The sequence below is a fragment of the Pseudomonas sp. TMW22090 genome (assembly GCF_022496665.1).
In the GTDB taxonomy this organism is placed as follows: Bacteria; Pseudomonadota; Gammaproteobacteria; order Pseudomonadales; family Pseudomonadaceae; genus Aquipseudomonas; species Aquipseudomonas gregormendelii.
The window spans coordinates 1,025,699-1,052,051 of the sequence record NZ_SCFH01000001.1 but is presented as its reverse complement, the minus strand read 5'-3'; the positions used below and the strand labels follow the sequence as shown (position 1 = coordinate 1,052,051).

The following is a 26,353-nucleotide window of genomic DNA, read 5'->3' as shown; positions in this document are numbered from 1 at the left end:
GAGTGAAGCATCTGTGGGCTGGCGTCAAGCGGGGTTGAGTGCATGGCTCGGCGCTCGAAGGTAATGGGCGGCGCCACCGCTCGGTCGCGCCGCCTGCTGGACTTTAATGGACGTAGGCACCACTGGGTCTCAGTGTTTATTCAGGCTCAAATACCTTTCGCAGAGCTGGGACGGAGGTTGATATCGTGTTCTCGGCTTCATTTTGCTGTGTCTTTTTCATGGGCATGGATAACGTTAAGAACGCTGCGAAGTGTTCAATCCGCGTCCGGTCGAGTTCTCCTAGTCCTATGCCGTGACCGAGCCTAATGCCAGAAGCGTAAGTCGTATCTGTGAAGTTGTTCTTGTTGTTTACGAGGGTGAGTATGGCATCCTCCCCGCGCTTGAGCATTGCAGGGTCTGATTTTAAAGTGCCGCTTGGGGCTCTTGGTGATAGCTCGCAGGCTTGATTTATCAAGGCTTTTGCGGCGTCATCCTGACTAAAGTAGTCCACTAGAGTGATGCCCATCCCGAAAGAAATAACTCTATCTTTCTGGGTTGGGTGGTCATCGATGGAGGACCCAGCTCTCAAGTGTTTATTTTCGCGTACAGCGCTGGCTAGCAAGCGTTCTTCTACTATCACGCGAAAGTCAAGATCAGTGTTCCTGACCTTGACAGTACTTCCATTAATTGAGTTTATATACACGCCGCCAAAGTTGGTCTGATGAGGTGCAGTTGTCGACACTTGTCCAATCATGGTGTCACCTTGTTTTAGTATAAGTAGCTCGTAGAAGATATCCGAAAAAAAGACCGATGCTATCAAAAAACACCTATTGCGATAGGTCGCTCATAACCTCTTGATTCAGCCAGTGCACGGGGAGGGTGTGTGATACAGGGGTGGTGGGCTGGCATAATCCCGACCCTCGCATTGAGCTATCATGGCGTCTTTCTCTTGAAGACTGACTGCCATGACCGACACCTTGCTCAACGCCCTCGAACACTGCGACATGCTGGAAATCGACGGGCTGCACGCCTTCGATTTCTCTCTCGATGAAGACGATAACCTGCATGTCGAGTGCATGGACGGCCGCGCGCTCAAGCGGTGGGCGTTCAGCATGGCGCAAATCCAGGCGGCGACGTTTGATGCGGCCTTGAAAAGCTGGATTATCACCGGCGACTCCGGCGAGCACCGTCTGGTGCCGATGGACGCCATCGGCGGTGACAACGAGGAGGACGACGCGCATGCGGATGCGTAATTTCTGGCCGTTGCTGGTGGCTGGCAGTGTGGGCGCCATGGGTGTGCAGGCGGCCCCCACGGCGGATTACCAGTTGCTGGTCGGCACGTATACGGCCGGCGCGAGTCAGGGCATCTACCGCCTGAATTTCGACAGCGCCACCGGCCAGATCGACGCGAAGCCGCTGCAGGTGGTCAAGAGTGAAAATCCTTCCTGGCTGACCTTGTCCCGGGACCAGCGTCACCTGTTCGTGGTCAACGAAAACGGCCCCGGCCAGAAAGACCCGGTCGGGCGCGTCAGCAGCTACTCGATCGATCCGCAAACCCATGCCCTGAGCCTGATCAATCAGGTGCAGAGCCTGGGCAACGAGCCGACTCATTCAAGCCTCAGCGGCGATGCCAGTCACTTGTTCGTCAGCAATTATTCCGTGGTCGAAGACCCGGGCGGCACTCTGGCGGTGTTGCCGGTGGGCGCTGATGGCACACTGAAAACCGTGGTGCAGTTGAGCAGCCATGCCTCCAGTCGGGTCAACCCCGAGCGGCAGATGTCGGCGCACGTGCATTCGACCGTGTCTTCGCCAGACGGCAACTACGTCTTTTCCAACGACCTGGGCGCCGATAAGGTGTTTGTCTATCGCTTCGACCCCAAGGCCAATCCGGATTTGCCGCTGGTGGCAGCCACCCCTGCGTCCGTCCAGTTACCACCCGGTAGCGGGCCGCGGCACTTGCTGTTCAGTGGCAATGGCAAGCATGCCTGGCTGACCATGGAAATGAGTGCGCAAGTCGCCGTCTTTGACTATCAGGACGGCCAGCTTGCGCAGACGCAAATGGTCGAGCTGGCCGCAGGGCAGCCGGCGTCGGACAAAGCCGCGGCTGCGCTGCATGCGTCGGCGGATGGCAAGTTCCTGTACGTCAGCAACCGGGGTACCGCTAACGAGCTGCTGGTGTTCGCCATCGATCCTGCCACTGGCCAGCTCAAGGAGCTGCAGCGGCGCTCGGTGGAAGGCGACCACCCGCGCGAGTTCGCCCTCGACCCAAGCGGCAAGTTCCTGCTGATTGCCAATCAGAAGAGCAACCAGATTGTCGTGGTCGAGCGGGATGCCCAAAGCGGCCTGCTGGGTAAAACCGTGCAGAAGCTGCCGATGGAGGCCCCCAGCGATCTCAAGTTCCTGGTGCGTCAATAGGCCGCAGCCCCCCGGTTGATGGGGCTTGCGCTGTTCTATCAATGAGGCTGATATCTGGAAGTGCTACAAAGCATTTCAGGACGGTAACCCTCGGAGGTTAAGTTTGCTCCACGGCCCCACCGGGCAAGCAAGCCAACTGACTCCGAGGATTACCGCCATGAACTTCAATCTCTTCTCCGTAATTGCCGCATCCGCCATTTCCGCTACCGTTGCATTGCCAACCAGCGCCAGCGCAGAAATCAGCAACAAAAAATCTCACACCCAGAGCTACACCCAGAAATACCTGCAGCAGAGCGCCAACTTCTACGCTGCCCTGGATCACAAAACCCAAGCCTGAAATCCACGAATTTCTTCGCACTTCCTTGTAGGAGCTGCCGAAGGCTGCGATCTTTTGATCTTGCTTTTTAAAGATCAAAGTCAAAAGATCGCAGCCTTCGGCAGCTCCTACGCGTGTGTGGGTCGTCAATGGTTATAGGTTTTATCCGGCATCGCGATAGACGGCTTTAATGATCAAGCAAGCTGATGATCACTATGGAAAACCCTGAGTGGTTGGCCCGGGTTTTTTGATTGATCCTGTGGGCTCTGAAACATGCCCACGGGAGAACACCATGGCCAGCGCAATCCTCACCTCCGCCAAACACGGCGCCTACCTGGCCATCGGTCTCTACGTGGTCCTGGTGTCGTTTGTCAGTATCTCGGCGCACATGCAGCACGATTTCGAAGCACCGATTCAGGTCGCTTATCCCGCCATCCAGTTTGAACACCGCGTGCAGAACGCCGTGATCGATCACCAGGACGTGGCGGGAGTGGCAGGGTCATGAAAGGCAGCAAACTCGGAGTCGTGGCTTTGTTGGCATTCATGACCAATGGCACGTCATTGGCAGGCGTGGGGCACGGCTCGGCTGGCGGTGTAGCACGGTCAATCGAAGCCAATCACAATATGGCTCACAATATTCAGACCGCGAAGTCCTTGGGGCTGATGGCTGGAAACCCTCCGGCCAAGCGCGCTGGTGATTTTTTCGGGCCGTTCCAGGTGGATTGCTCGGCGCTGCGGATGTGCGAAGTGTTGGCCTGATTCACCGAACCCGCGTAGGAGCTGCCGAAGGCTGCGATCTTTATCTTGAAAAGCAAGATCAAAAGATCGCAGCCTTCGGCAGCTCCTACACGGGTACACGGGCATACCGGCATACGGATACAGGGGCATGCGGTACACCGGTACACGGGCATACCGGCACACGGGGGGTCATTTTTGCATGATCGAGGTGAACAACGCTGATTCGATGAAGCGCTGCAACCAGGCCTGCAACCGGACATACGGCGTCTGCGCAAACCACTCCCTGTCCACGTGCGCGAATTGCCGCACGAATGGCATCAATGCCACATCCGCCAGACATGGATGATCGGCCAGCAAGTATTCATTACGCGCCAGCATCTCATCCAGTTTGCTCAAGAATTTCTCACCCTCGGCCCGGTAAAACGCCATCGGCTGTTCGGGATAACGCTCGGCGTACTTGTAGTGATTGAGGTGCACCTTGAACACCTGGTCGTTCTCCTCGATCAACGCACAGGTCTGCGCCTGGCCGGCAGGATCATCCTTGAGCGACCAGTCCGCCGGATCGCCCTGTTCCAGTGCCCAGCGCATGATCGCCAGGCTCTCATCGATCACCGCGCCGTCGATGCTCAGCACCGGCACCGTGCCCTTGGGTGACAGTGCCAGCATCTGCGGTGGCTTGGCTTTCAGGCTGACCTCGACGATGTCCACGGCAACCGCCGAGTAGCGCAGGGCCATGCGTGCCCGCATGGCGTAGGGGCAGCGGCGGAAGGAGTAGAGCGTGGTCATTTCACCTCCAGTGTACTCAGGCCATTGCCCTGGCGGCGGACCTGGATCTGCACCGGAATCCGCTCATGCATTTCCTGCACGTGGGAAATCACCGCGACCTTGCGACCCTGGGCCTGCAGGCCGTCGAGGGCGTCCATGGCCAGTTGCAGGGATTCCGGATCGAGGCTGCCGAAGCCTTCGTCGATGAACAGCGATTCGATCTTCAGGGTGCTTGAGGCCATCGATGCCAGGCCCAGGGCCAGGGCCAGTGACACCAGGAAGGTTTCGCCGCCGGACAGCGAATGCACGGACCGCAGCTCGTCGCCCATCTCGGTGTCCATCACCAGCAAACCGAGCATGCTGCCACCGCGCTTCAAGCGATAGCGCCGCACCAGCTGGCGCAATTGCACGTTGGCGTGGTGCACCAGCAAGTCGAGGTTGTAGGCCTGGGCGATCTTGCGGAAGGTGTCGCCGGTGGCCGAGCCGATAAGGGCGCTGAGCCGCGCCCAGCGCTGGTACTCGGCATAGGCGTCGGCCATTCGTTGCGCCAGTGCCTGATTGGCGGTCTGCCGGCGTTGGTCCTCCGCCTGTTCGGCGCGCAATTCAGCGCAAAGGTGTTCGCTGGCGGCAAGCTGGCCCTGCAGCTCGGCGAGCGCAGTCGCCAGTTGCTCAGCGTCCAGGTTGCCGTTGTGCTGCGCCTGATGACTGGCCAGGCGCTTGTCGCGCTCATGCAGCAGCACCCTGGCTTGCTCCAGGGCTTTTTCATTGAGCTGCAAGCGTTGACGCAACTGGGCGAGCTGCTGGTCGTCGACCCCAAGTAGCTGTTCAAGCCCACCGTCATCCAGCTCCGGGTGCAAGGCGCGCCAGTCGACGATCTTCGCACTCAGCTCGCGCTCTTCGGTTTCCAGGGCGATCAGGTGTTCCTGCTGCGCCTTGAGCTCGGCGGCCAACTGCACCAGGCCCGTACGCACCGATTGCAGCGCCTGGCTCACTGCCGCTTGGGCATTGCGCGCCTGCTCAACCGCCTGATCCAGTTGCTGCTGCCAGTGTTCGGCGCTGTCATGGGCACCCAACAACTGTGCCAGCTGCTGCTCGCAGGCCTGTTGCTGCTCGGCGAGGGCGTTGAACTGCTGCAGTGCCGCTTCCAGCTGCTGGACGCGCGTCAGTTGGCGATCCTGTTCCTTCTCCAGCGTCTGCTGGCGTTGTTGCTGCTCACTGAGTTCGTCGCGTTGCTGATCAAGCTGTTCCAGGCGCTGGGTGATCTGCCGGTCCAGCTGCATGAAGGTCGCGGCCGGCTCATTGCGCAAGGCGTCCAGCGTATCGGCAGGGAGCAGGCTGCTGAAGGCGCTCAGTTCCTCATCCAGGCGCTGGCGGTCGTTGCCCAGCTCGCGTTGCTGATTGGCCAGGTGCTGGGTCGCCTGCTGGCTCGCGGTCTCGGCGTTGCGCAGCTGCTGTTGCAGGCGCGCGGCGTCCTGTTGCAGGGTGAGCAGGGCGGTTTGCCGCTGTTCGTCCTGGCTGATGCTCTGGTTCAACTGGCTGTTTTGCTGGGCCAGCCAGGCATCGCGTCGACCGCCGTCCTGGTTGAACAGCTGGGTCGACAGCGGGTGCGCTTCGAGGCTCGGCGCCAGGCTGCCTTGTTGCGCGACCAGTTGCTCCTGCTGTTGCAGCAACTCCTTTTGCTGGGCGATGACGGCGCCGACCTCGGTGCGCAGGTCCGTGAGTTTTTCCTTGAGCGCATCGACCGCTTGCTGTGCGTTGGCCTGTTCACTCTCATCGTGGCGACCCAGGCTTTGCAACAACGCCTCGGGCTGATGATAGGGGTGGTCGGGGCTGCCGCAGACCGGGCAGGGTTGATCGTCCTGCAATTGCTCGCGCAGCTCTTCGACACTGGCGCCGCGGGCCAGGCGCTGGCGCTCGAGCAGTTCACGGGTGACGGTCAGGGTCTGCTCGGCGACGGCCAGTTCGTTCCTGGTCTTGACCCCGTCCTGGGTCAGCCGCTCGCGTTCCTGCTGGGCTGAGCCCTGGCGCTGCTGCAGTTCGGCGACGCGTTGGTCGAGCGCCTGCTGGCTGGCCCACAGTCGCGTCAGTTCTTCGAAGGCACGCAGTTGCTTGCGGTTGTCCTGCAACAGGTTGCCGAGCAACTGGATCTGCTCGGCCACCGCCTCCGGCTCGGCGCCAGCCTCTTTGTAGAGCACTTCCAGATTGTGTTTTTGCCCGGCCCATTGCGCAGCGGCCTGGCTGGCTTGTTGCTCCAGGGACGCCAGCTCCGCCTGGCCCTTGTTCAGGCGATTACCGATCAGCATCAATTGCTGCAAGCGGTCGCGGTAGGCATTCCAGGCATCGCTCAGGGGTGCCAGGTGAGTGCTTTGCTCAAGCTCGGCGCCAATGCGCTCCAGGCGTTCGACCACTCGTTGCTGCTGATCGAGCAGCCCTTGGAGGGTGTGTTGACCTTCGCTGCAGGCCTGTTCGGCTTGCTGCTTGCGTTCTGCGCTGAGGCCGGTGTCCTTGATCAGGCGGGCGAGGCTGCTTTGCGCTTCGAAGGCCTGGCGCAGCAACGGCGCGCCAGATGTGTGCCGAGCCTGTGCTTCGCTTAGCGCTGCCTGTGCATTGCCCAGGCTCTGTTCGAGTTCCGCCTGCTGCGCCTGCAGATCCTGTTGTTGCCGGGTCTGCTGCTCAATCTGCGCAGCCAACGGCGCAAGCCGCGCCTTGAGTTCGCTCTGGCGGGCGAACTGGTGCCTTTGTGGCGCCAATTGCTCCAGGCGGGTCAACTTCAAACGATCGCCGGCCAGGTGCTGCCAATCCTGTTGGGCGCTGGTCAATTGTTCGGTGGCGCCCCGTTGTTCGTCCTGCAACTGGCGCAGTTCCTTGAGCCAGGTGTGCTGCAACTCAAGCTGCTTGAGTTGCGCCTGCTGGTGCTTGAGTTGCTGCTGCGCCTGGTTGAAACGTTCATCGAGTTCGGCGCGCGCTTCGGGCGGCAGCGGCGTCACGCCGGTGGCCTGGTCCTGCAGCAACTTGTGGGCCTCACGGGCGTCCCTGGTCTTGTCGAACGCGCGACGACCGAGGCGGGTGTACAAGGCGGTGTCGGTGAGTTTCTCCAGCAGTTCGCTGCGTTCGTTGTCGTTGGCCTTGAGGAAGGCGCTGAACTCGCTCTGGGCGAGCAGGACGGCACGGGTGAACTGCTCGAAATTCAGGCCCAGAACGGCTTCAAGCTGGACCTTGAATTCGACTTTCTGACTGGCCAGCAATTGATCCTGGTCGAGGTCGCGCAGGCTCTGGCGACTGGCCTGCAGCTTGCCACCGGCTTTCTCCCGGGCGCGATTGGCCTCCCAGCGCGCGCGGTAGCGGCGGCCGTCGATGCCGACGAAGTCGACTTCGGCATAGCCTTCGCCTGTTCCGCGACGCAGCAGGGTGCGTGGGTCGCCGGTACTTATTTCGCCGTCGGCGTCGGGGGCCTTGGCGGATACCTGGGCATTGCTCAGCCGTGGCACGGCGCCGAACAATGCCAGGCACAGGGCATCGAGCAAGGTACTTTTGCCGGCACCGGTGGGCCCGGTGATGGCGAACAGCCCCGCGCTGGCCAACGGCTCGGCGGTGAAGTCGATTTCAAATGGCCCGGCCAGGGAGGCGAGGTTTTTCAGGCGGATCGCGAGGATCTTCATGGCTGTTCGCTCTCGGTCTGAACGTCCTGCAATAACTCGGCGAAGTCGTTGAGCGTCTGCTCATCGACCTCACTCCCGTAGTTGTCCTGCCAGGCGCGGCTGAACAGTTCCTGCGGCGTGAGCTGGTCCAGCTCGATCAGTGCCATGGCGTCATCGGCACCGTCGCGCCCGCCATTGCCGGCGTACTCGGCGGCGATGCGTACCAGGCGCACGGCCTTGCCTTGCAGGGCGGTCTCCACCTGATGGCGCAAGTCGGGCTGCGGTTCATCGAGGCGCACGCGCACCTCCAGCCAGGGCTGGCGCTGGACGTCGGCCAGCAGGTCGATGTTCGGCAAGTCGGCCAGTTGCAGGAGAATGTCCGCCAGTGGCGCGGGGCCGATGCGCTGCAGGTTGACCGCCCGGGGGATAAGTTTGGGTTCGACGCTGACCAGGGACTCGCCATCCAGCGTGATGTCGAGGATCTGGTGCCGATAACCGATTTCGGAAAACGACAAGGGGATCGGCGAGCCGCTGTAGCGGATCCGTTCTTCGCCGTTGACCTTTTGCGGCTTGTGCAGGTGACCCAGTGCCACGTAGCTGATGCTTGGGCCGAACAGGCTGGCGGGCAGCGCTTCGGCATTGCCGATGATCAGGCTGCGCTCGGAGTCTTCGGACACCGAGCCGCCGGCCATGTGGGCATGGCTGATGGCGATCAGCGCCTGCCCGGGCTTGCGCTTGACATTGGCGGCGGCGATCAGCCATTCGTGCACCTGGCCGATCCCGCGCAAATAGTTGTCGCCCAGCTGCGCACCGGTGACTTCCGCCGGGCGCAGGAACGGCAGCGCCAGGCACCAGCCTACGACCTTGCCTTTGGCATTGGGCAGCGGCAGCAGCAGGCGTTCGGCATCTAGCTGCCCGTCGTCGAGCCACAGCACCCGGCCCAGGGCATGCGTGCGCAAGCGGCGCATCAAGGGGGCGGGCAGTTCGATACGTGAACCGGAATCGTGGTTGCCGGCGATCATCACAATGGTCAGCTTGGGTTGCTGCTCATGGGCGCTGACGATGAAGTCATAGAGGCGTTCCTGGGCCTTGACCGGCGGGTTGACGGTGTCGAACACGTCGCCGGCGATCAGCAGCACATCAGGCTGGTCGAGTTTCAGTTGGCGCAGCAGCCAGTCAAGAAAGCAGCCGTGTTCGAAATCGCGTTCCTGCCCGTGCAGGTTTTGCCCAAGGTGCCAGTCGGAGGTGTGGAACAGACGCAAGGCAAACTCCGTTGGAGATGAGGTGATGGCCGCGTGAACAATGAAAGCGGCGAAAGGGGGAGAGTTTACTGGCAAAAAGTCAGGAATGGCCAAAGGCAGAAAAGATCGCAGCCTGCGGCAGCTCCTGCAAAGGGATGGCGTACATCTGCAGGAGCTGCCGCAGGCTGAGATCTTCTGACCTTATTTGGGATACAACGGCGGCAGGCCACTGTCGCCCACCGGGTCCTGGACCCGCTCGGCAATCGGGATCGCCTTGATCGCCCGCCACAGGTCATCGCCTTGCCAATACTGGCCGGTTTCGCTGTACAGGGCGCCATTGAGGCCGTCCAGGGCATCGGACAGCGGGACGAAGCGCGCGGCCATGTCGGCCAGGGTTTCCGGTTGTTGTCGAGCCCAGGCATCCAGGGCCTGGCGGGTGGCGTGGGAATCGTTGGCCTGGCAGGCGCGCTTGAGTTCGTCGAGCACGGTGCGCGGGCTCGGGCCTGCCTGCGCAGCCCGCAGGATCGCCGGTTGCCAGCGGGCACGCCACCACAGGCCGAACCCCAGTAATGTGGTGCAGGCCAGAAGCAATGTACTGAGTTTCCACCACCACAGGGTTTCGCTGTCGGCGCTGCTCATGGCTTGCGGGGTGCTCGCGGGGGTGTCCACCACCAGGCTGGGGTTGTTGGCCACCTGCAGGGTTTGTGCGGCCAGGCTGGTGTGCTCCAGGTGATCTTCGAAGGTGTTCCACCAGACCACTTCGACGGCAGGCAACTCGATCGCACCGCTGCGGGTCGGTACCAGGGCCTCGCGTTCCTCGCGGCTGCCGACCAGGCCGCGTTCACCGTTGTGGTTGGCCAGTACCGGTTGATCGGGATAGCGGCGTAGCCCATTGATCTCGGTGGCCGGCAGCGGTGGCAGCTGCGAACTGGCCAGGCCCTCGGCCTTCAGGATCAGGCTGCGGGTCAGTGAGTTGCCCACTTGAGCCTGGTCTGCAGGTGGGTTCCAGCTTTCGCTCAGGCTGATGCTGCGCGCCGGCAGCCAGGGTACGTCGGCCGGCCAGGTGGCGGGCTTGGCCTTGACGTCGAGCAGAATGGCCGGGGAGCCAACGCGCATCAGTTTTCCGGATTTCGGCGCCTGGGCATCGCCGTCCTGGGCCGGTTGCGTATCGACCAGGGTGGCGCTGAAGACCTGCGCCGGAATGGTTAATTCGCCGCTGTGCTGCGGGTAGATGGCATAGCGCATCTCGATCACGCCGTGGCGCACTTCGTTGATGACTTTCTCGTAGGTCCGCGACTCGCCCAATTGCTCGATGCGCGCATCGGGGATTTGCAAGGGCGTCAGGCTGCTGTCGTCGTACAGCGACACCGAGTGATAAATGCGCAAGGTCAGGATCGCCTGGGCCTGCACGTACACGCTGGGCTGATCCAGGCTGACTTCGAGGAATACCGGCTGCAGCTTTTTCGCGCCGTCCTGGGTTTCGCCCTCGACCACTTGCACGGTAAGTGGCTCGCTGTGCGCATCGCCCAGCTGCAACGAGGGAATGACCACGCTGCCGTTCTGCCGGGGCAGCAGGGTGACGATCCAGCGGGTGGTGGCCTGGTTATCACCGTTGAGGGTATTGAGCTGGTTGACCTGGCGGGTACCGCGTACTTCGAAGAAGGGCTCCAGGGGTGCCAGGTCCGGTTTGCCGAATTGGGTCACATCGTCCGATTCCAGGGTCAGCTCCACGGTCTCGCCGGAGTTCAGGCGGCCGCGATCGACGCTGGCGACCAGGCCCGCCGCCTGGGCTTGAACGGTGCAGCACAGCAGTGCGAGTAAGGAGGCGGTGAAGCGGTTCATCGAGTGGTTCCCTGATCCTGATGTTGTTGCTGTTCGTACCAGAATTTGCGTCTGAGCAACTCTCCCGGGTCATCCGGGATCTTGCGTAGCCATTGCTCCAGGGCCTGGCGCTGCTCGCCGTCAATCGCCTCGTCGGCCGGACGCTGCGGCGGCGTGGTGTGCTGTTCATCGCCCAGCTCGCTGCCGGGCACTTCATTGGCCCCGGGTTTTGGCGGGGTGGTCGGCTCATCTTCGCCGGGCTCCGTGCTGGCCTGCGGTGCATCGCTGGCGGACTCGCCTTCGCTGGCAGGCTGGGTCGCGGCGCCAGGGGCCGGCTCGGGCTCGGAAGCCGGTGACGGCTGGTCGGGTTCCTGCTGCGGCTCGACCGCCGGTGGGGTGGTCTTGTGTTTGAGCAGGTCTTCCACCAGCGCCTTGTTGGTCAGCGCCGGACGCAGATCCGGCTGGCGTTCCAGTGCCTGGTCGTAAGCGTCCAACGCCGCTTCGAGTTCACCGCTGCGAGCCAGGGCATTGCCACGATTGTAGTGGGCATGCGCGTCGTCGCCCCGGGCAAACCGCTGGGCGGCGCCACTGTAGTCGCCTGCTTCATAAAGCGCGACACCTTGCCACTGTGGATCCTGGAAGTGCTGGGCGGCCTCGGCCGGGCGTTTCTGCTTGAGCAGGTGCAGCCCTTGCTGGTCGGGGCGCAACCACAGGTCTTCGAACTCGAAGGCATAACTTTCCTGGGGCATCAGCAACAGCAGCGGCAGGCAGAACAGCCAGCCACGTCGACCGGCGCAGGCCGCCAGCAACAGCAGCGGCAACAACAGCCAGTAACCCTGATCCGCCCAGGTGTCGAGGCGCAGTGTCTGGCCGTCGTTGCGCATTGCCCGTGGCCCGTCAAACAGTCCGAGGGCACGCAGGTCGGTGTCCTCCAGGCGAGCGTGGCGGTAGCGGCCGTCCAGGGCGTTGGCGAACGCTTTGAGGCCGGGTTCATCGAGGCGAGGCACCAGGATCGCGCCCTGGTCGTCCTTGAGGAAGCTGCCATCCTCCTGGGTGATCGGCGCGCCCTCAGCGGTGCCAACACCGAGCATCAGCAATTGCGTGGATTGGCCCCCCAGTGCCTGGCGAATGCCCTGGCGCTCCTGCTCGGTGAGGGTGGAGCCAATCAGCAGGATGCGTCCGTCGCCAAGCGCCGCCTGCTTGAGCAGCGCAAGTGCCTTGACCACCGCCAGGTCAGCGCGATGGCCCGGTTGCGGCATCAGCGATGGCTTGAGTGCGTCCAGAAGATTGCGGCTGGTGGCCAGGTCGTCGGTCAGGGGCACCAGTGTATGGGCGCTGCCGGCATAGACAACGATTGCCGTTTGCGCATCGCTGCGATGCTGCAGCAGGTCGAACAGCTTGCGTCGCGCTTGCTCCAGGCGGTTTGGCGGCACATCGGTGGCGAGCATTTCCGGGGTCAGCTCCAGCACCACCACCAGTGGGTCGGCAGGTTTCTGGCTGGTTTGCTCGACGCGCTCCCAGCCCGGGCCAAGCAGGGCCACAAGCCCCAGCGTCCAGGCCAGGCCGAGGGCCACCCAAGGCAGCTTGCTATCGCGTCCACTGCCGCCACTGAGCAGCGCCGCATGGAAGGCCGGCGGCAAGATCATCTGCCAGCGACCCGCACGTTTTTGCCGGTGCCACAGCTGCCACAGCAACCAGGCCAGCAGCGGTAATACCAGAAGCCAGGCAGGACGGAACCAGAAGGGCCAGAGCGCGCTCATCGGCGTCTCCGCAGGCGCAGGCGCTCAAGTCGTCTGCGCCAGTCGGGCAGTTGCGATTGCAAGAACAGTTCCTTGGTGAACAGGCGTTGCAGCAGGTTGTTTGGCCAGCGTTCGCGGACCACCAGCAACATGCTCAACACCAGTGCGAGTGCCAGCGGCCAGTGGTAAAGCGATTGGGCCGGGCGCGCCTGGGTCGGCTGCTGAGTCACCGGCTCCAGTTGATCGAGTGTGTCCTTGATCGACTCCAGTTCCTTGCCATCGCGTGCGCGGAAGTAGCGGCCGCCGGTGACTTCGGCGATCGCCTTGAGCGACGGCTCGTCCAGGTCCAGGCTCGGGTTGACGCCGAGAAAACCTGCAGTGCCACTTTCCTCGGGATCGGCGCCGATGCCGATCGGGTAGATCTTCACGCCCTCATTGGCAGCCAGGCGCGCGGCCGTCAGCGGATCGATCTCGCCACCATTGTTGGCGCCGTCCGTGACCAGGATCAGCACGCGGCTGTGGGTCGGGCGCAATCGCAGGCGTTTCAGGGCCAGGCCAATGGCATCGCCGATGGCGGTGTTTTTGCCGGCGATGCCGATGCGCGCCTCGTCGAGCCATACCCGTACGGTGCGCCGGTCAAAGGTCAGCGGGGCTTGCAGGTAGGCCTGGCTGCCGAAAAGGATCAGGCCGACCCGATCGCCCTCGCGACCCTCGAGGAAATCCCCCAGCAGGTGCTGGACCAGATTCAGACGGCTGACGTCTTCGTCCTGCCAGCGCATGTCGGGGAAATCCATGGAGCCGGAGACGTCCACGGCCACCAGCAGGTCGCGGCCACTGGCGGCGATGGGCAGCGGCTCGCCGAGCCATTGCGGGCGTGCAGCAGCCATCAGTAACAACAGCCACAGCAAAATGTACGGTGCCTGCTGGCGCCAGGCCGGGAGATTGGCGCGGGCACGACGTCGAGCCAGGCCTTCAAGGTCATTGAGAAAGCTGACTTTCAGTGCGGGCTCGCCACTGTCGGCCACGGGCAGCAGCACCCGCATCAACCAGGGCAGCGGCAGCAGGGCGAAGATCCACGGCCAGGCGAACTCAAACATGTTTGCGAATCCAGGTGTCGATGGCCTGGGTCAGGCCGGCGATGGCCTTGTCATCGAGTTTGCACTCGGGCTTGTAGGCACCTTCGACCAGCACCATCCAGCGCGTCAGGCCGGCAGCCGGGCAGCGGTTATCGAGGAACGCCAGCCATTTGCGTCCGTTGAGCGTGTGGCTCTGGCTGTAGGGGTAGTGGTTTCGGCACAGGCGTTTGAGCAGCCCGTTGAGTTGCTGCAACCAGGCGCCTGCCGGGGCGCCATCGTAGGGTTTGGGCATCATGGCCAGTTCCGCCAGGGCGGCGACCCGTACCGGGTCCAGCGGTTGCTCGGCGCGCACGATCGGGCGCTTGTCCGGAATCAGCCGGCGCAGTTGCCACAGGCCGAAGCCGAGCAGTGGCAGCAGCAACAGCAGCAGCCACCAGCCGGGCGCGGGTGGCCAGAAACCGATCGGGGAGGGGGTGATCAGCGGTTGCAATTGATCGAGGCTGCTCATCGACCTTTCCCCGGTTTTTGCGGGTTGAGGTACTCGCGCAGCTGCTCGACCATTTCACTTTGGGTGCTCAGGGGCATCAGCAGCACACGCAACTTCTGCGCCAGCAGTTCCCAGCGGGCGACGCGCGCTTCAGCCTGGGCGCGATAGGCCTGGCGCAGCTCGAAATTGAGGGTGTCGAGTTCCAGTTGCGCTCCGCGCTCGGCAAAGCGCAACAGCCCCGCAGCGGGCAAAGCATGATCGAGGGGATCGGACACCGGCAGCAGCAGCAGGTCGCAGTGGCGGGATAACAGGCTCAGCTGTTGCTCGGAGCCTTCCGTCAGGGCGCGCTCATCGCAGATCACGATCACCAGGCTGCCTGGACGCAACACTTCCCGGGCGCGGCGCAGGGCCAGGTTGAGGGCGTCGCGATGGGTCTCGCCCTCGGTGTGCAGGGACTGGTTGACCCGCACCAGGCGGTTGAGCAGTTGCAGCAGGCTCTGTTTGCTGCGGCGCGGCTTGATCTCGTAATGCTCATTGTCGCCGAACACCAGGCCGCCCACGCGGTCGTTATGGCCCAACGCTGCCCAGCCGATCAGGCTCGCTGCCTGGGCAGCCAGCACCGACTTGAACATCAGCCCGGAGCCGAAAAACAGCCGGCGGCTCTGTTCGACCATGATAAAGATCGGCCGCTCGCGCTCTTCATGGAACAACTTGGTGTGGGGTTCCTGGGTGCGAGCGGTGACGCGCCAATCGATGGTACGCACATCGTCGCCGGCCTGGTAGACCCGTACCTGATCGAAATCCACGCCCCGGCCGCGGAGCTTGGAGTGATGCAGGCCAATCAACGGGCTGCGCTGGCTCGGCGTGGAAAACAGCTGCACTTCGCGTACGCGATGGCGCATTTCGATCAACTCGGCGAGGCTGACACGAATGCCCGGCTCGGGCAGCGGGAGACTGTTCATCGAGGTCAAGCGACGGCTACGACGTCGAGAATCCGCTGGACCACCCGGTCCTGGTCGATGCCTGCGGCTTCGGCTTCGAAGGACAGAATGATGCGGTGACGCAACACGTCGAACAATACCGCCTGGATGTCTTCCGGGCTGACAAAGTCTCGACCCGCGAGCCAGGCATGGGCCCTGGCGCAGCGGTCCAGGGCGATCGAGCCCCGCGGGCTTGCACCATAAGCGATCCACTCGGCCATCTCCGGATCGAACTTGCCCGGGGTGCGGGTGGCCATGACCAGTTGCACCAGGTACTCCTCCACGGCGTCAGCCATGTACAGCCCGAGGATTTCCTTGCGCGCGGCGAAGATCGCCTGCTGGCTGACGCGGCGCTCGGGTTTGGTTTCACCGTTAAGCGCTTCGCCGCGGGCCTGCTGCAGGATCCGGCGCTCGACCGCAGCATCCGGAAAGCCGATCTTCACGTGCATCAGGAAGCGGTCAAGCTGGGCCTCGGGCAGGGGATAGGTGCCTTCCTGTTCGATGGGGTTTTGCGTCGCCATCACCAGGAACAGCGGCGACAGGTCATAAGTACTGCGCCCAACGCTGACCTGGCGCTCGGCCATGGCCTCCAGCAACGCCGACTGCACCTTGGCCGGAGCGCGGTTGATCTCGTCAGCCAGCACCAGGTTATGGAAGATCGGCCCTTGCTGGAACACAAAGCTGCCGGTTTCCGGCCGATAGATTTCCGTGCCGGTGATGTCGGCGGGCAACAGGTCGGGGGTGAACTGGATTCGATGGAACTGCGCTTCGATGCCCTCGGCGAGCTCCTTGATGGCCTTGGTTTTAGCCAGCCCGGGCGCGCCCTCGACCAGCATATGGCCGTCGGCGAGCAAGGCGATGAGCAAGCGCTCGATGAGTTTTTCCTGGCCGAGAATCTGCGTTGAAAGAAAGGTTCGCAGCGCGAGCAGCGCTTCACGATGTTCCATCGATGACTGTTCCTGGAAAGGGTGACCGCAGACGTTGCGATAACGCCGAGGGCTGGGGGCGTTACTTTAATGCATGGTGGGGGGTGGCGACTAACGGCTTTTTGCGTGAAATGGGGGAAATGATGGGCGAGATCGTTTGAAAATTGCAGCGCCGGGGCTGGAGTGACAGGGTGCCGGCCTCATCGCGGGCAAGCCCGCTCCCACAGGATTTCATGTGTTACATACATCGCAAGCACATCGCTGAAACCTGTGGGAGCGGGCTTGCCCGCGATAAGGCCCGTCTGAACGCCATCAAACCTCGCGGATATAAGTCCCAGTGCCTTTGAGAATATTCTGCAAAGTCTCCTCCACCTCCGGCAGATCACCCGCCTCAGTGTTGTGAATGATCTCCAGGCAATCATCCCCATTCAGCGCATCGACATCCCCTGGAGCGATTTCGATCAGCAGGCGGGTAGGGCTCAGGGTCACTTTTACGCCTTCCAGGGTCGAAGGTTCACCGTCCAGGGTGATGTCCAGCGCGTCTTCGTCCGGGTAGCGGGTCATCAGGAACATCTCGCCCTGCTCGCTGTGGCAGGCGAGCATGGCCATGTTGTCTTCTTCGTCATCGCATGGGTTGACGATCAACAGGGCGGTGGTCATTTGCATGGGTAAATCCTGGCTCGAGGAGCGTTGTGGAGGTGAAGAAAGGACGATTCTGCCAGCCGCCGGGAATTTCTGCTCGCCTGAGTGTCAGAGGATGTGTCGTGAACATCCGAGGCGTTACTGGTCACTTCCGGCACGAATGCGCCGCAAAACAGGGCTCAAGCCGGCCTTTTTGCCCCGCGACTGCTAGTGTTGTTCGATGCGCAGGCTACAACCTGCGTGCGGATGACCGAATATGTCGCAGCACCGCAAGCAGGCACATTGTCGCACTCGTTAAGCTGCGCATCGAATGGATACCCGTAAAGACAGTGCGCAATCCATCGCGCAGTGGTTTTTGCAGATGCCCATTCATGGAAGGTGAATGTGACCCGAGTGTCTCGTCCAGCTTCACCCACCTGTGACCCTGTTTCCTCTGCCCGAGAATCAGGAACAGGGTGACGGATCGCCCCGCGAGGGGTTTTGCACGCGACGCTTCCATCAATAACAAGCCCAAGCGGAGTACCACAGATGGCGTTCTTCACCGCAGCCAGCAAAGCCGACTTCCAGCACCAACTGCAAGCGGCACTGGCGCAGCACATCAGTGAACAGGCACTGCCACAAGTGGCGCTGTTTGCTGAACAATTTTTCGGCATCATTTCCCTCGACGAGCTGACTCAACGTCGGTTGTCCGACCTCGCCGGGTGCACCCTATCTGCGTGGCGCCTGCTTGAGCGCTTCGATCACGCGCAGCCGCAAGTGCGCGTCTACAACCCTGATTACGAACGCCATGGCTGGCAGTCGACCCATACTGCGGTCGAAGTGCTGCACCACGACCTGCCGTTCCTGGTGGACTCGGTGCGTACCGAGCTGAACCGTCGCGGCTACAGCATTCATACCCTGCAAACCACTGTGCTGAGCGTGCGTCGCGGCAGCAAGGGCGAGTTGCTGGAAATCCTGCCAAAAGGCACCCAGGGCGAGGGGATCCTGCAAGAATCCCTGATGTACCTGGAAATCGACCGCTGCGCCAACGCGGCCGAACTGAACGTATTGAGCAAAGAGCTGGAGCAGGTGCTCGGTGAGGTCCGCGTGGCGGTCGCCGATTTCGAGCCGATGAAAGCCAAGGTCCAGGAAATCCTGACCGGCCTCGATAACAGCCGGTTTGCTGTCGACGCTGAAGAAAAGAACGAAATCAAAAGCTTCCTGGAATGGCTGGTGGGCAACCACTTCACCTTCCTCGGCTACGAAGAATTCGTGGTAAGCGATGAAGCCGATGGCGGCCACATCGTCTACGACCAGGATTCTTTCCTTGGCCTGACCAAGTTGCTGCGTACCGGCCTGACCTACGACGACCTGCGCATCGAAGACTATGCCGTGAAGTACCTGCGTGAACCGACCCTGCTGTCGTTCGCCAAGGCCGCGCACCCAAGCCGTGTGCACCGTCCGGCTTACCCTGACTACGTGTCGATCCGTGAGATCGATGCCGACGGCAAGGTCATCAAGGAATGCCGTTTCATGGGCCTGTACACCTCTTCGGTGTATGGCGAGAGCGTGCGGGTCATTCCGTACATCCGCCGCAAGGTCGAGGAAATCGAACGCCGCTCCGGCTTCCAGGCCAAGGCTCACCTGGGCAAGGAACTGGCGCAGGTGGTCGAAGTACTGCCACGTGACGACCTGTTCCAGACCCCGGTCGACGAGCTGTTCGCCACCGTGATGTCGATCGTGCAGATCCAGGAACGCAACAAGATCCGCGTGTTCCTGCGCAAAGACCCGTACGGTCGTTTCTGCTACTGCCTGGCCTATGTGCCGCGCGACATCTACTCCACCGAAGTGCGCCAGAAGATCCAGCAAGTACTGATGGATCGCCTGAAGGCCTCGGACTGCGAGTTCTGGACCTTCTTCTCCGAGTCCGTGCTGGCCCGTGTGCAACTGATTCTGCGGGTTGATCCAAAGAACCGCCTGGACATCGACCCGGTCCTGCTGGAAAAAGAAGTGGTGCAGGCCTGCCGCAGCTGGCAGGACGACTACGCCAGCCTCACCGTTGAGAGCTTCGGCGAAGCCAGTGGCACCAACGTGCTGGCAGACTTCCCCAAAGGCTTCCCGGCCGGCTATCGCGAGCGTTTCGCGGCGCATTCGGCTGTGGTCGACATGCAGCACCTGTTGAGCCTGAGCGAAAAAAATCCGCTGGTGATGAGCTTCTACCAGCCGCTGGGCCAGGTCTCCGGCAAGCGCGAGCTGCACTGCAAGCTGTATCACGCCGATACCCCGCTGGCCCTGTCCGACGTGTTGCCGATCCTGGAAAACCTCGGGCTGCGCGTGCTCGGTGAATTCCCGTACCGCCTGCGCCACAACAATGGCCGCGAGTTCTGGATTCACGATTTCGCCTTCACCGCCGCCGAAGGCCTGGACCTCGATATCCAGCAACTCAACGACACCTTGCAGGACGCGTTCGTCCACATCGTGCGTGGCGATGCCGAGAACGATGCGTTCAACCGCCTGGTACTGACCGCCGGCCTGCCATGGCGCGACGTGGCGCTGCTGCGTGCCTACGCACGCTACATGAAGCAGATCCGTCTGGGCTTCGACCTGGGCTACATCGCCAGCACCCTGAACAACCACACCGACATCGCTCGTGAGCTGACCCGGTTGTTCAAGACCCGTTTCTACCTGGCGCGCAAGCTCACCAGCGACGATCTGGAAGACAAGCAGCAACGTCTGGAGCAAGCCATCGTCACCGCACTGGACGACGTCCAGGTGTTGAACGAAGACCGCATCCTGCGTCGCTACCTGGACCTGATCAAGGCCACGCTGCGCACCAACTTCTACCAGACTGATGCCAACGGCCATAACAAGTCGTACTTCAGCTTCAAGTTCAACCCGCACCAGATTCCCGAGCTGCCAAAGCCAGTACCGAAGTTCGAAATCTTCGTCTACTCGCCTCGTGTCGAAGGCGTGCACCTGCGCTTCGGTAATGTCGCTCGTGGCGGTCTGCGCTGGTCTGATCGTGAAGAAGACTTCCGTACCGAAGTCCTGGGCCTGGTGAAAGCCCAGCAAGTGAAGAACTCGGTCATCGTGCCGGTGGGTGCGAAGGGTGGCTTCCTGCCACGGCGCCTGCCATTGGGCGGCAGCCGTGACGAGATCGCGGCAGAGGGCATCGCCTGCTATCGCATCTTCATTTCCGGCCTGCTGGACATCACCGACAACCTCAAAGACGGTGCGCTGGTACCGCCGGTCAACGTCGTGCGCCATGATGACGATGACCCGTACCTGGTGGTGGCTGCGGACAAGGGCACTGCGACCTTCTCCGACATCGCCAACGGCATTGCCATCGACTATGGTTTCTGGCTCGGTGACGCGTTCGCGTCCGGTGGTTCCGCCGGTTACGACCACAAGAAAATGGGCATCACCGCCAAAGGCGCGTGGGTTGGCGTACAACGCCATTTCCGCGAGCGCGGCATCAACGTCCAGGAAGACAGCATCACCGTGGTGGGCGTCGGCGACATGGCCGGCGACGTGTTCGGTAACGGCTTGCTGATGTCCGACAAGCTGCAACTGGTCGCAGCGTTCAACCACCTGCACATCTTCATCGACCCGAACCCGCAGCCGGCCAACAGCTTCGCTGAGCGTCAGCGCCTGTTCGACCTGCCGCGCTCGGCCTGGTCGGACTACGACACCAGCATCATGTCCGAGGGTGGCGGGATCTTCTCCCGTAGCGCTAAAAGCATCGCGATTTCCCCGCAGATGAAAGAGCGCTTCGACATCAAGGCAGACAAGCTGACCCCGACCGAACTGCTGAACGCCTTGCTCAAGGCGCCGGTGGACCTGTTGTGGAACGGTGGCATCGGCACCTACGTCAAGGCCAGCAGCGAAAGCCACGCCGACGTTGGCGACAAGGCTAACGATGCACTGCGCGTGAACGGCAACGAGCTGCGCTGCAAGGTCGTGGGCGAGGGCGGTAACCTGGGCATGACCCAGCTCGGTCGCGTGGAATTCGGCCTCAATGGTGGCGGTTCCAACACCGACTTCATCGACAACGCCGGTGGCGTGGACTGCTCCGACCACGAAGTGAACATCAAGATCCTGCTGAACGAAGTGGTTCAGGCCGGCGACATGACCGACAAGCAACGCAACCTGTTGCTGGCGAGCATGACCGACGAAGTAGGCAACCTGGTGCTCGGCAACAACTACAAGCAGACGCAGGCGCTGTCCCTGGCAGCTCGCCGTGCCTTGCCGCGGATTGCCGAATACAAGCGCCTGATGAACGACCTGGAAAGCCGCGGCAAGCTGGACCGCGCCATCGAGTTCCTGCCGTCCGAGGAAGCGATCAACGAACGCATCGCCGAAGGCCATGGCCTGACGCGTGCCGAGCTGTCGGTGCTGATCTCCTACAGCAAGATCGACCTCAAGGAGCAGTTGCTGGGCTCCCTGGTGCCGGACGACGACTACCTGACCCGCGACATGGAAACCGCTTTCCCGCCAAGCCTGGTGAGCAAGTTCTCTGCGGCCATGCGCCGTCACCGTCTGAAGCGCGAAATCGTCAGCACCCAGATCGCCAATGACCTGGTCAACCACATGGGCATCACCTTCGTTCAACGACTCAAAGAGTCGACCGGCATGAGCCCGGCGAACGTGGCCGGCGCCTATGTGATCGTGCGCGACATTTTCCACCTCCCGCACTGGTTCCGTCAGATCGAAGCCCTGGACTACCAGGTGTCGGCAGACGTGCAGCTGGAGCTGATGGACGAGCTGATGCGCCTGGGTCGCCGCGCTACGCGCTGGTTCCTGCGTGCCCGTCGCAACGAGCAGAATGCTGCCCGTGACGTCGCCCACTTCGGTCCGCACCTCAAGGAGCTGGGTCTCAAGCTCGACGAACTGCTCAGTGGCGAGATCCACGAGAACTGGCAGGCGCGCTACGAGGCGTATGTCGAAGCCGGTGTGCCGGAACTGCTCGCACGCATGGTGGCTGGTACTTCGCACCTGTACACGTTGCTGCCGATCATCGAGGCCTCCGACGTGACCGGCCAGAACGCTGCGGACGTGGCCAAGGCCTACTTCGCCGTGGGCAGCGCGCTGGACATCACCTGGTACCTGCAGCAGATCAGTGCCTTGCCGGTTGAAAACAACTGGCAGGCCCTGGCCCGTGAAGCGTTCCGCGACGACGTCGACTGGCAACAACGTGCGATCACCATCTCGGTCCTGCAACAGGGCGACGGTTCCCAGGACGTGGAAACACGCCTGGCACTGTGGATGGCAGAGCACGCGAGCATGATCGAACGCTGGCGCGCAATGCTGGTGGAAATCCGCGCCGCCAGTGGCACGGACTACGCCATGTACGCCGTGGCCAACCGGGAGTTGCTGGACCTGGCCTTGAGCGGGCAAGCCGTAGTGCCTGCTCCTGCAACGGTCAGCGCAGAGCTGGAACCGGCGGCTTAATCAGTCGCTGAATGAAAAAAACCCGCATTGAGAGATGCGGGTTTTTTTTGTTGGGGTGTCTCTGCAAGGGCCCCTTCGCGGGCAAGCCCGCTCCCACAGAGTTTTGTGTTGGGCACATAATCTCCACACTACACCGAACCCTGTGGGAGCGGGCTTGCCCGCGAAGGGGCCATTAGACTCAGTACAACTTACCGCTTGTATTATCATCAATCATCGAGACATTACTTGTCGGTCCGGTCAATAAATTACTGAGCGACTGGTCAAATTTCTGCAATGCCCGAACCTGCACTTCCTGCTGCTCGTTGATATCCGCAACTATCTCTTCGCTGCGCTTGTAATCGGCCCATAAAGGGCTCAATGACTTGGTGTCGTACCCGCGAGCGGTGCCGATGTAGTTAAGGTCGCGGTCATAGAAGTGCGCACTGACATCCGCTTCCACATCCGAACTGCGCGAGGTAATCAACTGGCTGCGGGCATCAACGACTGCTGCCACATCAGGCTTCGCCGCGCGCAGGCTCTGCATGTCCGGGTATTGCGTCACCGAGCCAAAGTGGCGCTGTAACGAAGCCTTGACCCAGTCCACAGCCCTGTCCGGTGTAGAGCTGGCCACATAGGCGTCATGAATTGACTGCACCAACAGGCTCTGGCCGAAGCCCGTCCCCGCGTTGGCGCGGTAATCATCGAGGTAAGCGCGATTGGTCTGGGTATTGCGACTGTAGACAATGCCTACGGATTTGTCGGGCCCGCTGGGCACCTTGGTGGAAGCGCTGCGGCCTACCGGTTGGGAGAATATCCCATGCAGGGAAGCAACCGATTCGGGTGCAGTTGGAACGGAGCAGCCCGTCAGGGTAACCGTCATTGCCAGTGTACTGATCAGCACTGATTTCATGGTCTTACTCCAGTGAAACAGCTTGATTCATGAAGTTTATCGCCGACGTCCGGCAATCATTCAAAGATTAGTCCTGTCAGCATTTAATGAAATAGCGCCGGTGATGCCACGGCTACAGTCATTAGTTTCGTTCGGCGTAAAGATTGGCGACTCATCGCTCGGAGAAATAAAAAGGCCCAAATAATTAAAATGGGCCTGATTATTTATGCATCGTCGCTCAGCTATCAGTTTTTCAACGGGATCAACACTTTCTCGTCCGGCGACAGCACCATGAATACCAACAGTTTCGCAGGTTGGGTTGCGCTGGCGTTTTTCGAGACCAGGTGTTCCGAGCCGGCGGGCTCGTACCAGTACTCACCGGCCTTGTACGACACTGCTTGTTCGCCTTTGACCTGCGAGATGATCTCGCCGGACAGCACGTAGGCCATGGCGGTGCCTTCATGCTTGTGAGCTATGGAGGCCTGGCCGGGCTGGTAATCGACCTCGATCATCAAGGCTTTTTTGCCGGGCACGTTTTTCAGCATCTGGTCTTGCAGCACCGTGACCTTTTCCGATGGCGCAGCTTCGTGGGCCAGTGCAGCAGCGGAAACGGTCAGGGCCAGTGCCGCAAGGGGAGCAGCGATCAAGCGCAGGGTCTTCATGTTTATCACCTGGAAGAATGGGGTTGTCCGAACCCACATTAGTGCGCAGGTGAGGCCAGGCAAACAGCCAATTCCCCGGAAGGTCAGGTGACCAATCTCAGCGGATGGGGAAACTGTTGAAGTCCACCGCGTTGGCCAGTTGGTTGTCGATCAGGCCGATAAAGCCCTGTACTTCAGGGCAGTTGAAATGCATCTGCATGGCCGCTTCCGATTGCCAGCGGGCGCTGACGTTCCAGCGGTTGCTGTCCTCGGGGCAGCGGTCGACCATGTACGACTCGCAGCCTGGTTGCTGGCGCAGGGTTTCAACAATTCTCTGCAGTTGCTTGCCAAGCTCTTCGGAGCGGCCGGCAACAGCCTGCACCTGTACGGTATTGATGACTTTGGTGGACATTGCTCACACTCCTGAATCAGGCCGGACGAATCCTGCTCACTGAGGGATAAACGCCTTGGCAGGATAGGCCTGTACCCCGGGACCACCAATAGCCAATCACCTGATAAACCCCTACGCCAATCGATCAGGCGACCTGCTGCAGAATGTCGCGCAAACGGTTCAGGGCCAAGTCGATGTCCAGGGTTTCGATGGCACCAAAACCCATGAGCAGCCCGTCTCTTGGCGCCTGCTGGTAGTAGAAACCCTCGATCGGATACAGCCCGACTTCGACTTTTTTCGCCAATTCCACCAGCAATGGCATATCGATAGGCACCTTGAACATCAGCACCATGTGAAAGCCTGCCGTGGAAGGCACCGCTTCGAGCCAGGGGGCAAGGTCCGTGGCTGCGCGTTCGAGAATACGCTCGCGCCGACCGGCATAGATCGTGTGGCAACGCCTGATGTGCTTGAGCAGGCACCCCTCGGCGATGAACTTGGCAAGCGCCCACTGGGGCAGGGTCGAGGTGTGCAGGTCGGTGAGCTGCTTGGCGCGAATCACCGCTTCGAGGATCGCCGGGGGCAAGATCGCATAACCCAGGCGCAACTCCGGCAACAGGGTTTTGGAAAAGGTACCGACGTAAGCCACGATGCCGCGCTCGTCCATGCTTTGCAGCGAGTCTGTCGGCCGGCCCTCATAGCGGAATTCGCTGTCGTAATCGTCCTCGATGATGATCGCCCCCAGCTCATAAGCGCGCTCCAGCAGCGCCAGCCGACGTTGCGTACTCATGGGGATGCCGAGCGGGAATTGATGGGAGGGTGTGACGTAGATCAGCCGCGTGCCCAAGGGGATCTTGTCGACTTGAATGCCTTCGCTATCCACTGGCACGCCGATCACCGTCGCACCGTGGCTGCCAAACAGCAGGCGCGCCGGTGGATAGCCGGGATCCTCCATGGCCACCAGGCTGCCGGGACGGGTCAGCACCCGGGAGATCAGGTCCAGTGCCTGTTGTGCGCCGTTGCACACCACCACATCGTCATCCTGGCAGTTGACCCCGCGGGAAAAAGCGATGTGCCGGGCAATGGCATTGCGCAGCGCCGGCAGCCCTTCGGGCTGGCTGTAGAAACCTTTGGAGCCGGACATCTGGCGCAAGGCGTGGGCCGTGCACCTGCGCCAGTCGTCCTGGGGAAATTGCCCCTTGCTGGTGGCGCCACCAATAAAGTCGTAGCGCAGTGAACCGTCCAGCGTCGGGTGGCGCAAGAACACTGGCAAGCTGCGCCAGGATTCGATGATTTGCGCACTGGCCAGGTCCGAATGGCTCTGTTTCCGAGTGATTTTGGCCGGGCGGGCGTTGACGTACGTACCTTTGCCGATGACGCCGGTAAGGAAGTTCTCGTAGGTCAGCTGGGCATAGGTATCGGAAATGGTCTTGCGCGAGATGCCCAGTTGCTCTGCCAGCAAGCGGCTGGGCGGCAACTGGGTGCCAGCCGCCAGGCGACCGGATTCGATGGCGCTGCGCAGTTGCTTGTACAACTGGCCGGCCAGGTCCTTGCGGCCGTTGATGACGACATGAAGTTCCATACCGGCGGGGCTCCGGGGGCGATTCAGGGGCGTGTGCGATCGCGCAAGATTACCCCCATGAACGAGCATGCAGTAGTTGTGCGGGTAAAAAACCGCAGATTGGCCTGGCGCCGCAGTGGTCAACGGTTAATTCGCCGGATTGGAGCTGTAACGACCCACGTTGCGCGCCTACTGTAGGCTGACTCTATCGGCCCGCGAGGCTCGCCATGAATTCCCGCCTGGATTACTACAGCGCATCGCCCAAGGCGATGAAAGCCATGATCGCCATGGAGGCTCTTACCAGCCATCTCAGTATCGAACCGCCGTTGTTGCACCTGATCAAGATCCGCGCTTCACAGCTCAACGGCTGCGCGTTCTGCACTGACATGCACTCGGTGGATGCGCGACGCCTGGGCGAGACCGATCGGCGGCTGTATTCGATCGTGGTGTGGCGCGACAGTGACTTCTTCAACCCCCGTGAGCGCGCCGCACTGGCCTGGGCGGAGGCGGTCACGCTGCTCGCTGAAAGCCATGTTCCGGATGACGTCTACGCCCAGGCTCGGGAGCAATTCAGTGAGGCTGAAATGGTCGACCTGACCATTGCCGTCACGACCATCAACAGTTGGAATCGCCTGGCCGTAAGTTTTCGCCAAACCCCCAGTTGTTGATGGGCGCAGGATCGTAATAGAGTGGGAGGCCATG

22 protein-coding genes are annotated in these 26,353 nt (G+C 61.6%); 7 read left to right on the top strand and 15 right to left on the bottom strand.

What is annotated here, in order from left to right; genetic code table 11:
• Positions 1 to 136: 136 nt before the first annotated feature.
• The gene (locus EQV97_RS04840) at positions 137 to 733 is read right to left on the bottom strand and encodes a hypothetical protein (RefSeq protein ID WP_240888537.1); all 597 of its coding nucleotides are present in this window, start codon (positions 731 to 733) and stop codon (positions 137 to 139) included.
• Between the two features lie 202 nt (positions 734 to 935).
• On the opposite strand from EQV97_RS04840, the gene EQV97_RS04835 reads away from it, so the two are divergent.
• The 5 genes from EQV97_RS04835 (at position 936) to EQV97_RS04815 (ending at position 3,469) form a co-directional block, all read left to right on the top strand.
• Positions 936 to 1,232, top strand: a complete 297-nt coding sequence (locus tag EQV97_RS04835; protein ID WP_122839712.1) for a DUF5629 family protein — start codon at positions 936 to 938, stop codon at positions 1,230 to 1,232.
• Positions 1,219 to 2,394 carry a lactonase family protein gene (locus tag EQV97_RS04830; protein ID WP_240888536.1) on the top strand — a complete coding sequence of 392 codons (1,176 nt, stop codon included), beginning with the start codon at positions 1,219 to 1,221 and terminating at the stop codon, positions 2,392 to 2,394. The genes EQV97_RS04835 and EQV97_RS04830 overlap by 14 nt, the downstream gene beginning before the upstream one ends.
• Positions 2,395 to 2,551: 157 nt before the next feature.
• The gene (locus EQV97_RS04825) at positions 2,552 to 2,731 is read left to right on the top strand and encodes a hypothetical protein (protein WP_122839714.1); all 180 of its coding nucleotides are present in this window, start codon (positions 2,552 to 2,554) and stop codon (positions 2,729 to 2,731) included.
• 271 nt (positions 2,732 to 3,002) lie between these two features.
• Positions 3,003 to 3,215, top strand: coding sequence for a hypothetical protein (locus tag EQV97_RS04820; RefSeq protein ID WP_201148132.1), 213 nt, complete (start codon positions 3,003 to 3,005; stop codon positions 3,213 to 3,215).
• Complete coding sequence (locus EQV97_RS04815) at positions 3,212 to 3,469, top strand: hypothetical protein (RefSeq protein ID WP_122839716.1); 258 nt, start codon at positions 3,212 to 3,214, stop codon at positions 3,467 to 3,469. Before EQV97_RS04820 ends, EQV97_RS04815 begins: the two co-directional genes overlap by 4 nt.
• A gap of 168 nt (positions 3,470 to 3,637) precedes the next feature.
• Here the strand turns inward: EQV97_RS04815 and EQV97_RS04810 are convergent, their stop codons facing one another.
• From EQV97_RS04810 to EQV97_RS04765, 10 genes are all read right to left on the bottom strand, one after another.
• A complete protein-coding gene (locus EQV97_RS04810; RefSeq protein ID WP_122839717.1) occupies positions 3,638 to 4,234 on the bottom strand; it encodes a glutathione S-transferase in 597 nt (198 codons plus the stop codon).
• The gene (locus tag EQV97_RS04805; protein WP_240888535.1) at positions 4,231 to 7,872 is read right to left on the bottom strand and encodes an AAA family ATPase; all 3,642 of its coding nucleotides are present in this window, start codon (positions 7,870 to 7,872) and stop codon (positions 4,231 to 4,233) included. Before EQV97_RS04805 ends, EQV97_RS04810 begins: the two co-directional genes overlap by 4 nt.
• The gene (locus tag EQV97_RS04800) at positions 7,869 to 9,113 is read right to left on the bottom strand and encodes an exonuclease SbcCD subunit D C-terminal domain-containing protein (protein WP_240888534.1); all 1,245 of its coding nucleotides are present in this window, start codon (positions 9,111 to 9,113) and stop codon (positions 7,869 to 7,871) included. The genes EQV97_RS04805 and EQV97_RS04800 overlap by 4 nt, the downstream gene beginning before the upstream one ends.
• A gap of 180 nt (positions 9,114 to 9,293) precedes the next feature.
• On the bottom strand, positions 9,294 to 10,934 hold the full coding sequence (locus EQV97_RS04795) for a BatD family protein (RefSeq protein ID WP_240888533.1): 1,641 nt from the start codon (positions 10,932 to 10,934) through the stop codon (positions 9,294 to 9,296).
• The gene (locus EQV97_RS04790; protein WP_240888532.1) at positions 10,931 to 12,673 is read right to left on the bottom strand and encodes a tetratricopeptide repeat protein; all 1,743 of its coding nucleotides are present in this window, start codon (positions 12,671 to 12,673) and stop codon (positions 10,931 to 10,933) included. The genes EQV97_RS04795 and EQV97_RS04790 overlap by 4 nt, the downstream gene beginning before the upstream one ends.
• On the bottom strand, positions 12,670 to 13,749 hold the full coding sequence (locus EQV97_RS04785) for a VWA domain-containing protein (RefSeq protein ID WP_240888531.1): 1,080 nt from the start codon (positions 13,747 to 13,749) through the stop codon (positions 12,670 to 12,672). The genes EQV97_RS04790 and EQV97_RS04785 overlap by 4 nt, the downstream gene beginning before the upstream one ends.
• Positions 13,742 to 14,236 (bottom strand): DUF4381 domain-containing protein, encoded by a 495-nt coding sequence (locus EQV97_RS04780; RefSeq protein ID WP_122839723.1) that lies wholly within the window; start codon positions 14,234 to 14,236, stop codon positions 13,742 to 13,744. Before EQV97_RS04780 ends, EQV97_RS04785 begins: the two co-directional genes overlap by 8 nt.
• Positions 14,233 to 15,177, bottom strand: a complete 945-nt coding sequence (locus tag EQV97_RS04775) for a DUF58 domain-containing protein (protein ID WP_122839724.1) — start codon at positions 15,175 to 15,177, stop codon at positions 14,233 to 14,235. Before EQV97_RS04775 ends, EQV97_RS04780 begins: the two co-directional genes overlap by 4 nt.
• A 5-nt stretch (positions 15,178 to 15,182) precedes the next feature.
• Entirely contained in the window at positions 15,183 to 16,142 is a 960-nt protein-coding gene (locus tag EQV97_RS04770; RefSeq protein ID WP_122839725.1) for a MoxR family ATPase, read from the bottom strand.
• 291 nt (positions 16,143 to 16,433) lie between these two features.
• The gene (locus tag EQV97_RS04765; protein ID WP_240888530.1) at positions 16,434 to 16,787 is read right to left on the bottom strand and encodes a hypothetical protein; all 354 of its coding nucleotides are present in this window, start codon (positions 16,785 to 16,787) and stop codon (positions 16,434 to 16,436) included.
• A gap of 504 nt (positions 16,788 to 17,291) precedes the next feature.
• On the opposite strand from EQV97_RS04765, the gene EQV97_RS04760 reads away from it, so the two are divergent.
• Positions 17,292 to 22,193: an NAD-glutamate dehydrogenase gene (locus tag EQV97_RS04760; protein ID WP_240888529.1), complete on the top strand. Its 4,902-nt coding sequence runs from the start codon at positions 17,292 to 17,294 to the stop codon at positions 22,191 to 22,193.
• A gap of 178 nt (positions 22,194 to 22,371) precedes the next feature.
• Here EQV97_RS04760 and EQV97_RS04755 read toward each other — a convergent pair whose 3' ends face one another.
• From EQV97_RS04755 to EQV97_RS04740, 4 genes are all read right to left on the bottom strand, one after another.
• The gene (locus tag EQV97_RS04755; RefSeq protein WP_240888528.1) at positions 22,372 to 23,082 is read right to left on the bottom strand and encodes an ATPase; all 711 of its coding nucleotides are present in this window, start codon (positions 23,080 to 23,082) and stop codon (positions 22,372 to 22,374) included.
• Between the two features lie 224 nt (positions 23,083 to 23,306).
• Entirely contained in the window at positions 23,307 to 23,723 is a 417-nt protein-coding gene (locus tag EQV97_RS04750; RefSeq protein WP_201148125.1) for a cupin domain-containing protein, read from the bottom strand.
• 97 nt (positions 23,724 to 23,820) lie between these two features.
• Positions 23,821 to 24,114 (bottom strand): antibiotic biosynthesis monooxygenase family protein, encoded by a 294-nt coding sequence (locus EQV97_RS04745; RefSeq protein WP_122839730.1) that lies wholly within the window; start codon positions 24,112 to 24,114, stop codon positions 23,821 to 23,823.
• A gap of 124 nt (positions 24,115 to 24,238) precedes the next feature.
• Positions 24,239 to 25,672, bottom strand: coding sequence for a PLP-dependent aminotransferase family protein (locus EQV97_RS04740; RefSeq protein ID WP_240888527.1), 1,434 nt, complete (start codon positions 25,670 to 25,672; stop codon positions 24,239 to 24,241).
• Between the two features lie 206 nt (positions 25,673 to 25,878).
• Here EQV97_RS04740 and EQV97_RS04735 point away from each other — a divergent pair, with 206 nt between their 5' ends.
• On the top strand, positions 25,879 to 26,319 hold the full coding sequence (locus EQV97_RS04735) for a carboxymuconolactone decarboxylase family protein (RefSeq protein WP_122839732.1): 441 nt from the start codon (positions 25,879 to 25,881) through the stop codon (positions 26,317 to 26,319).
• Positions 26,320 to 26,353: the final 34 nt, after the last annotated feature.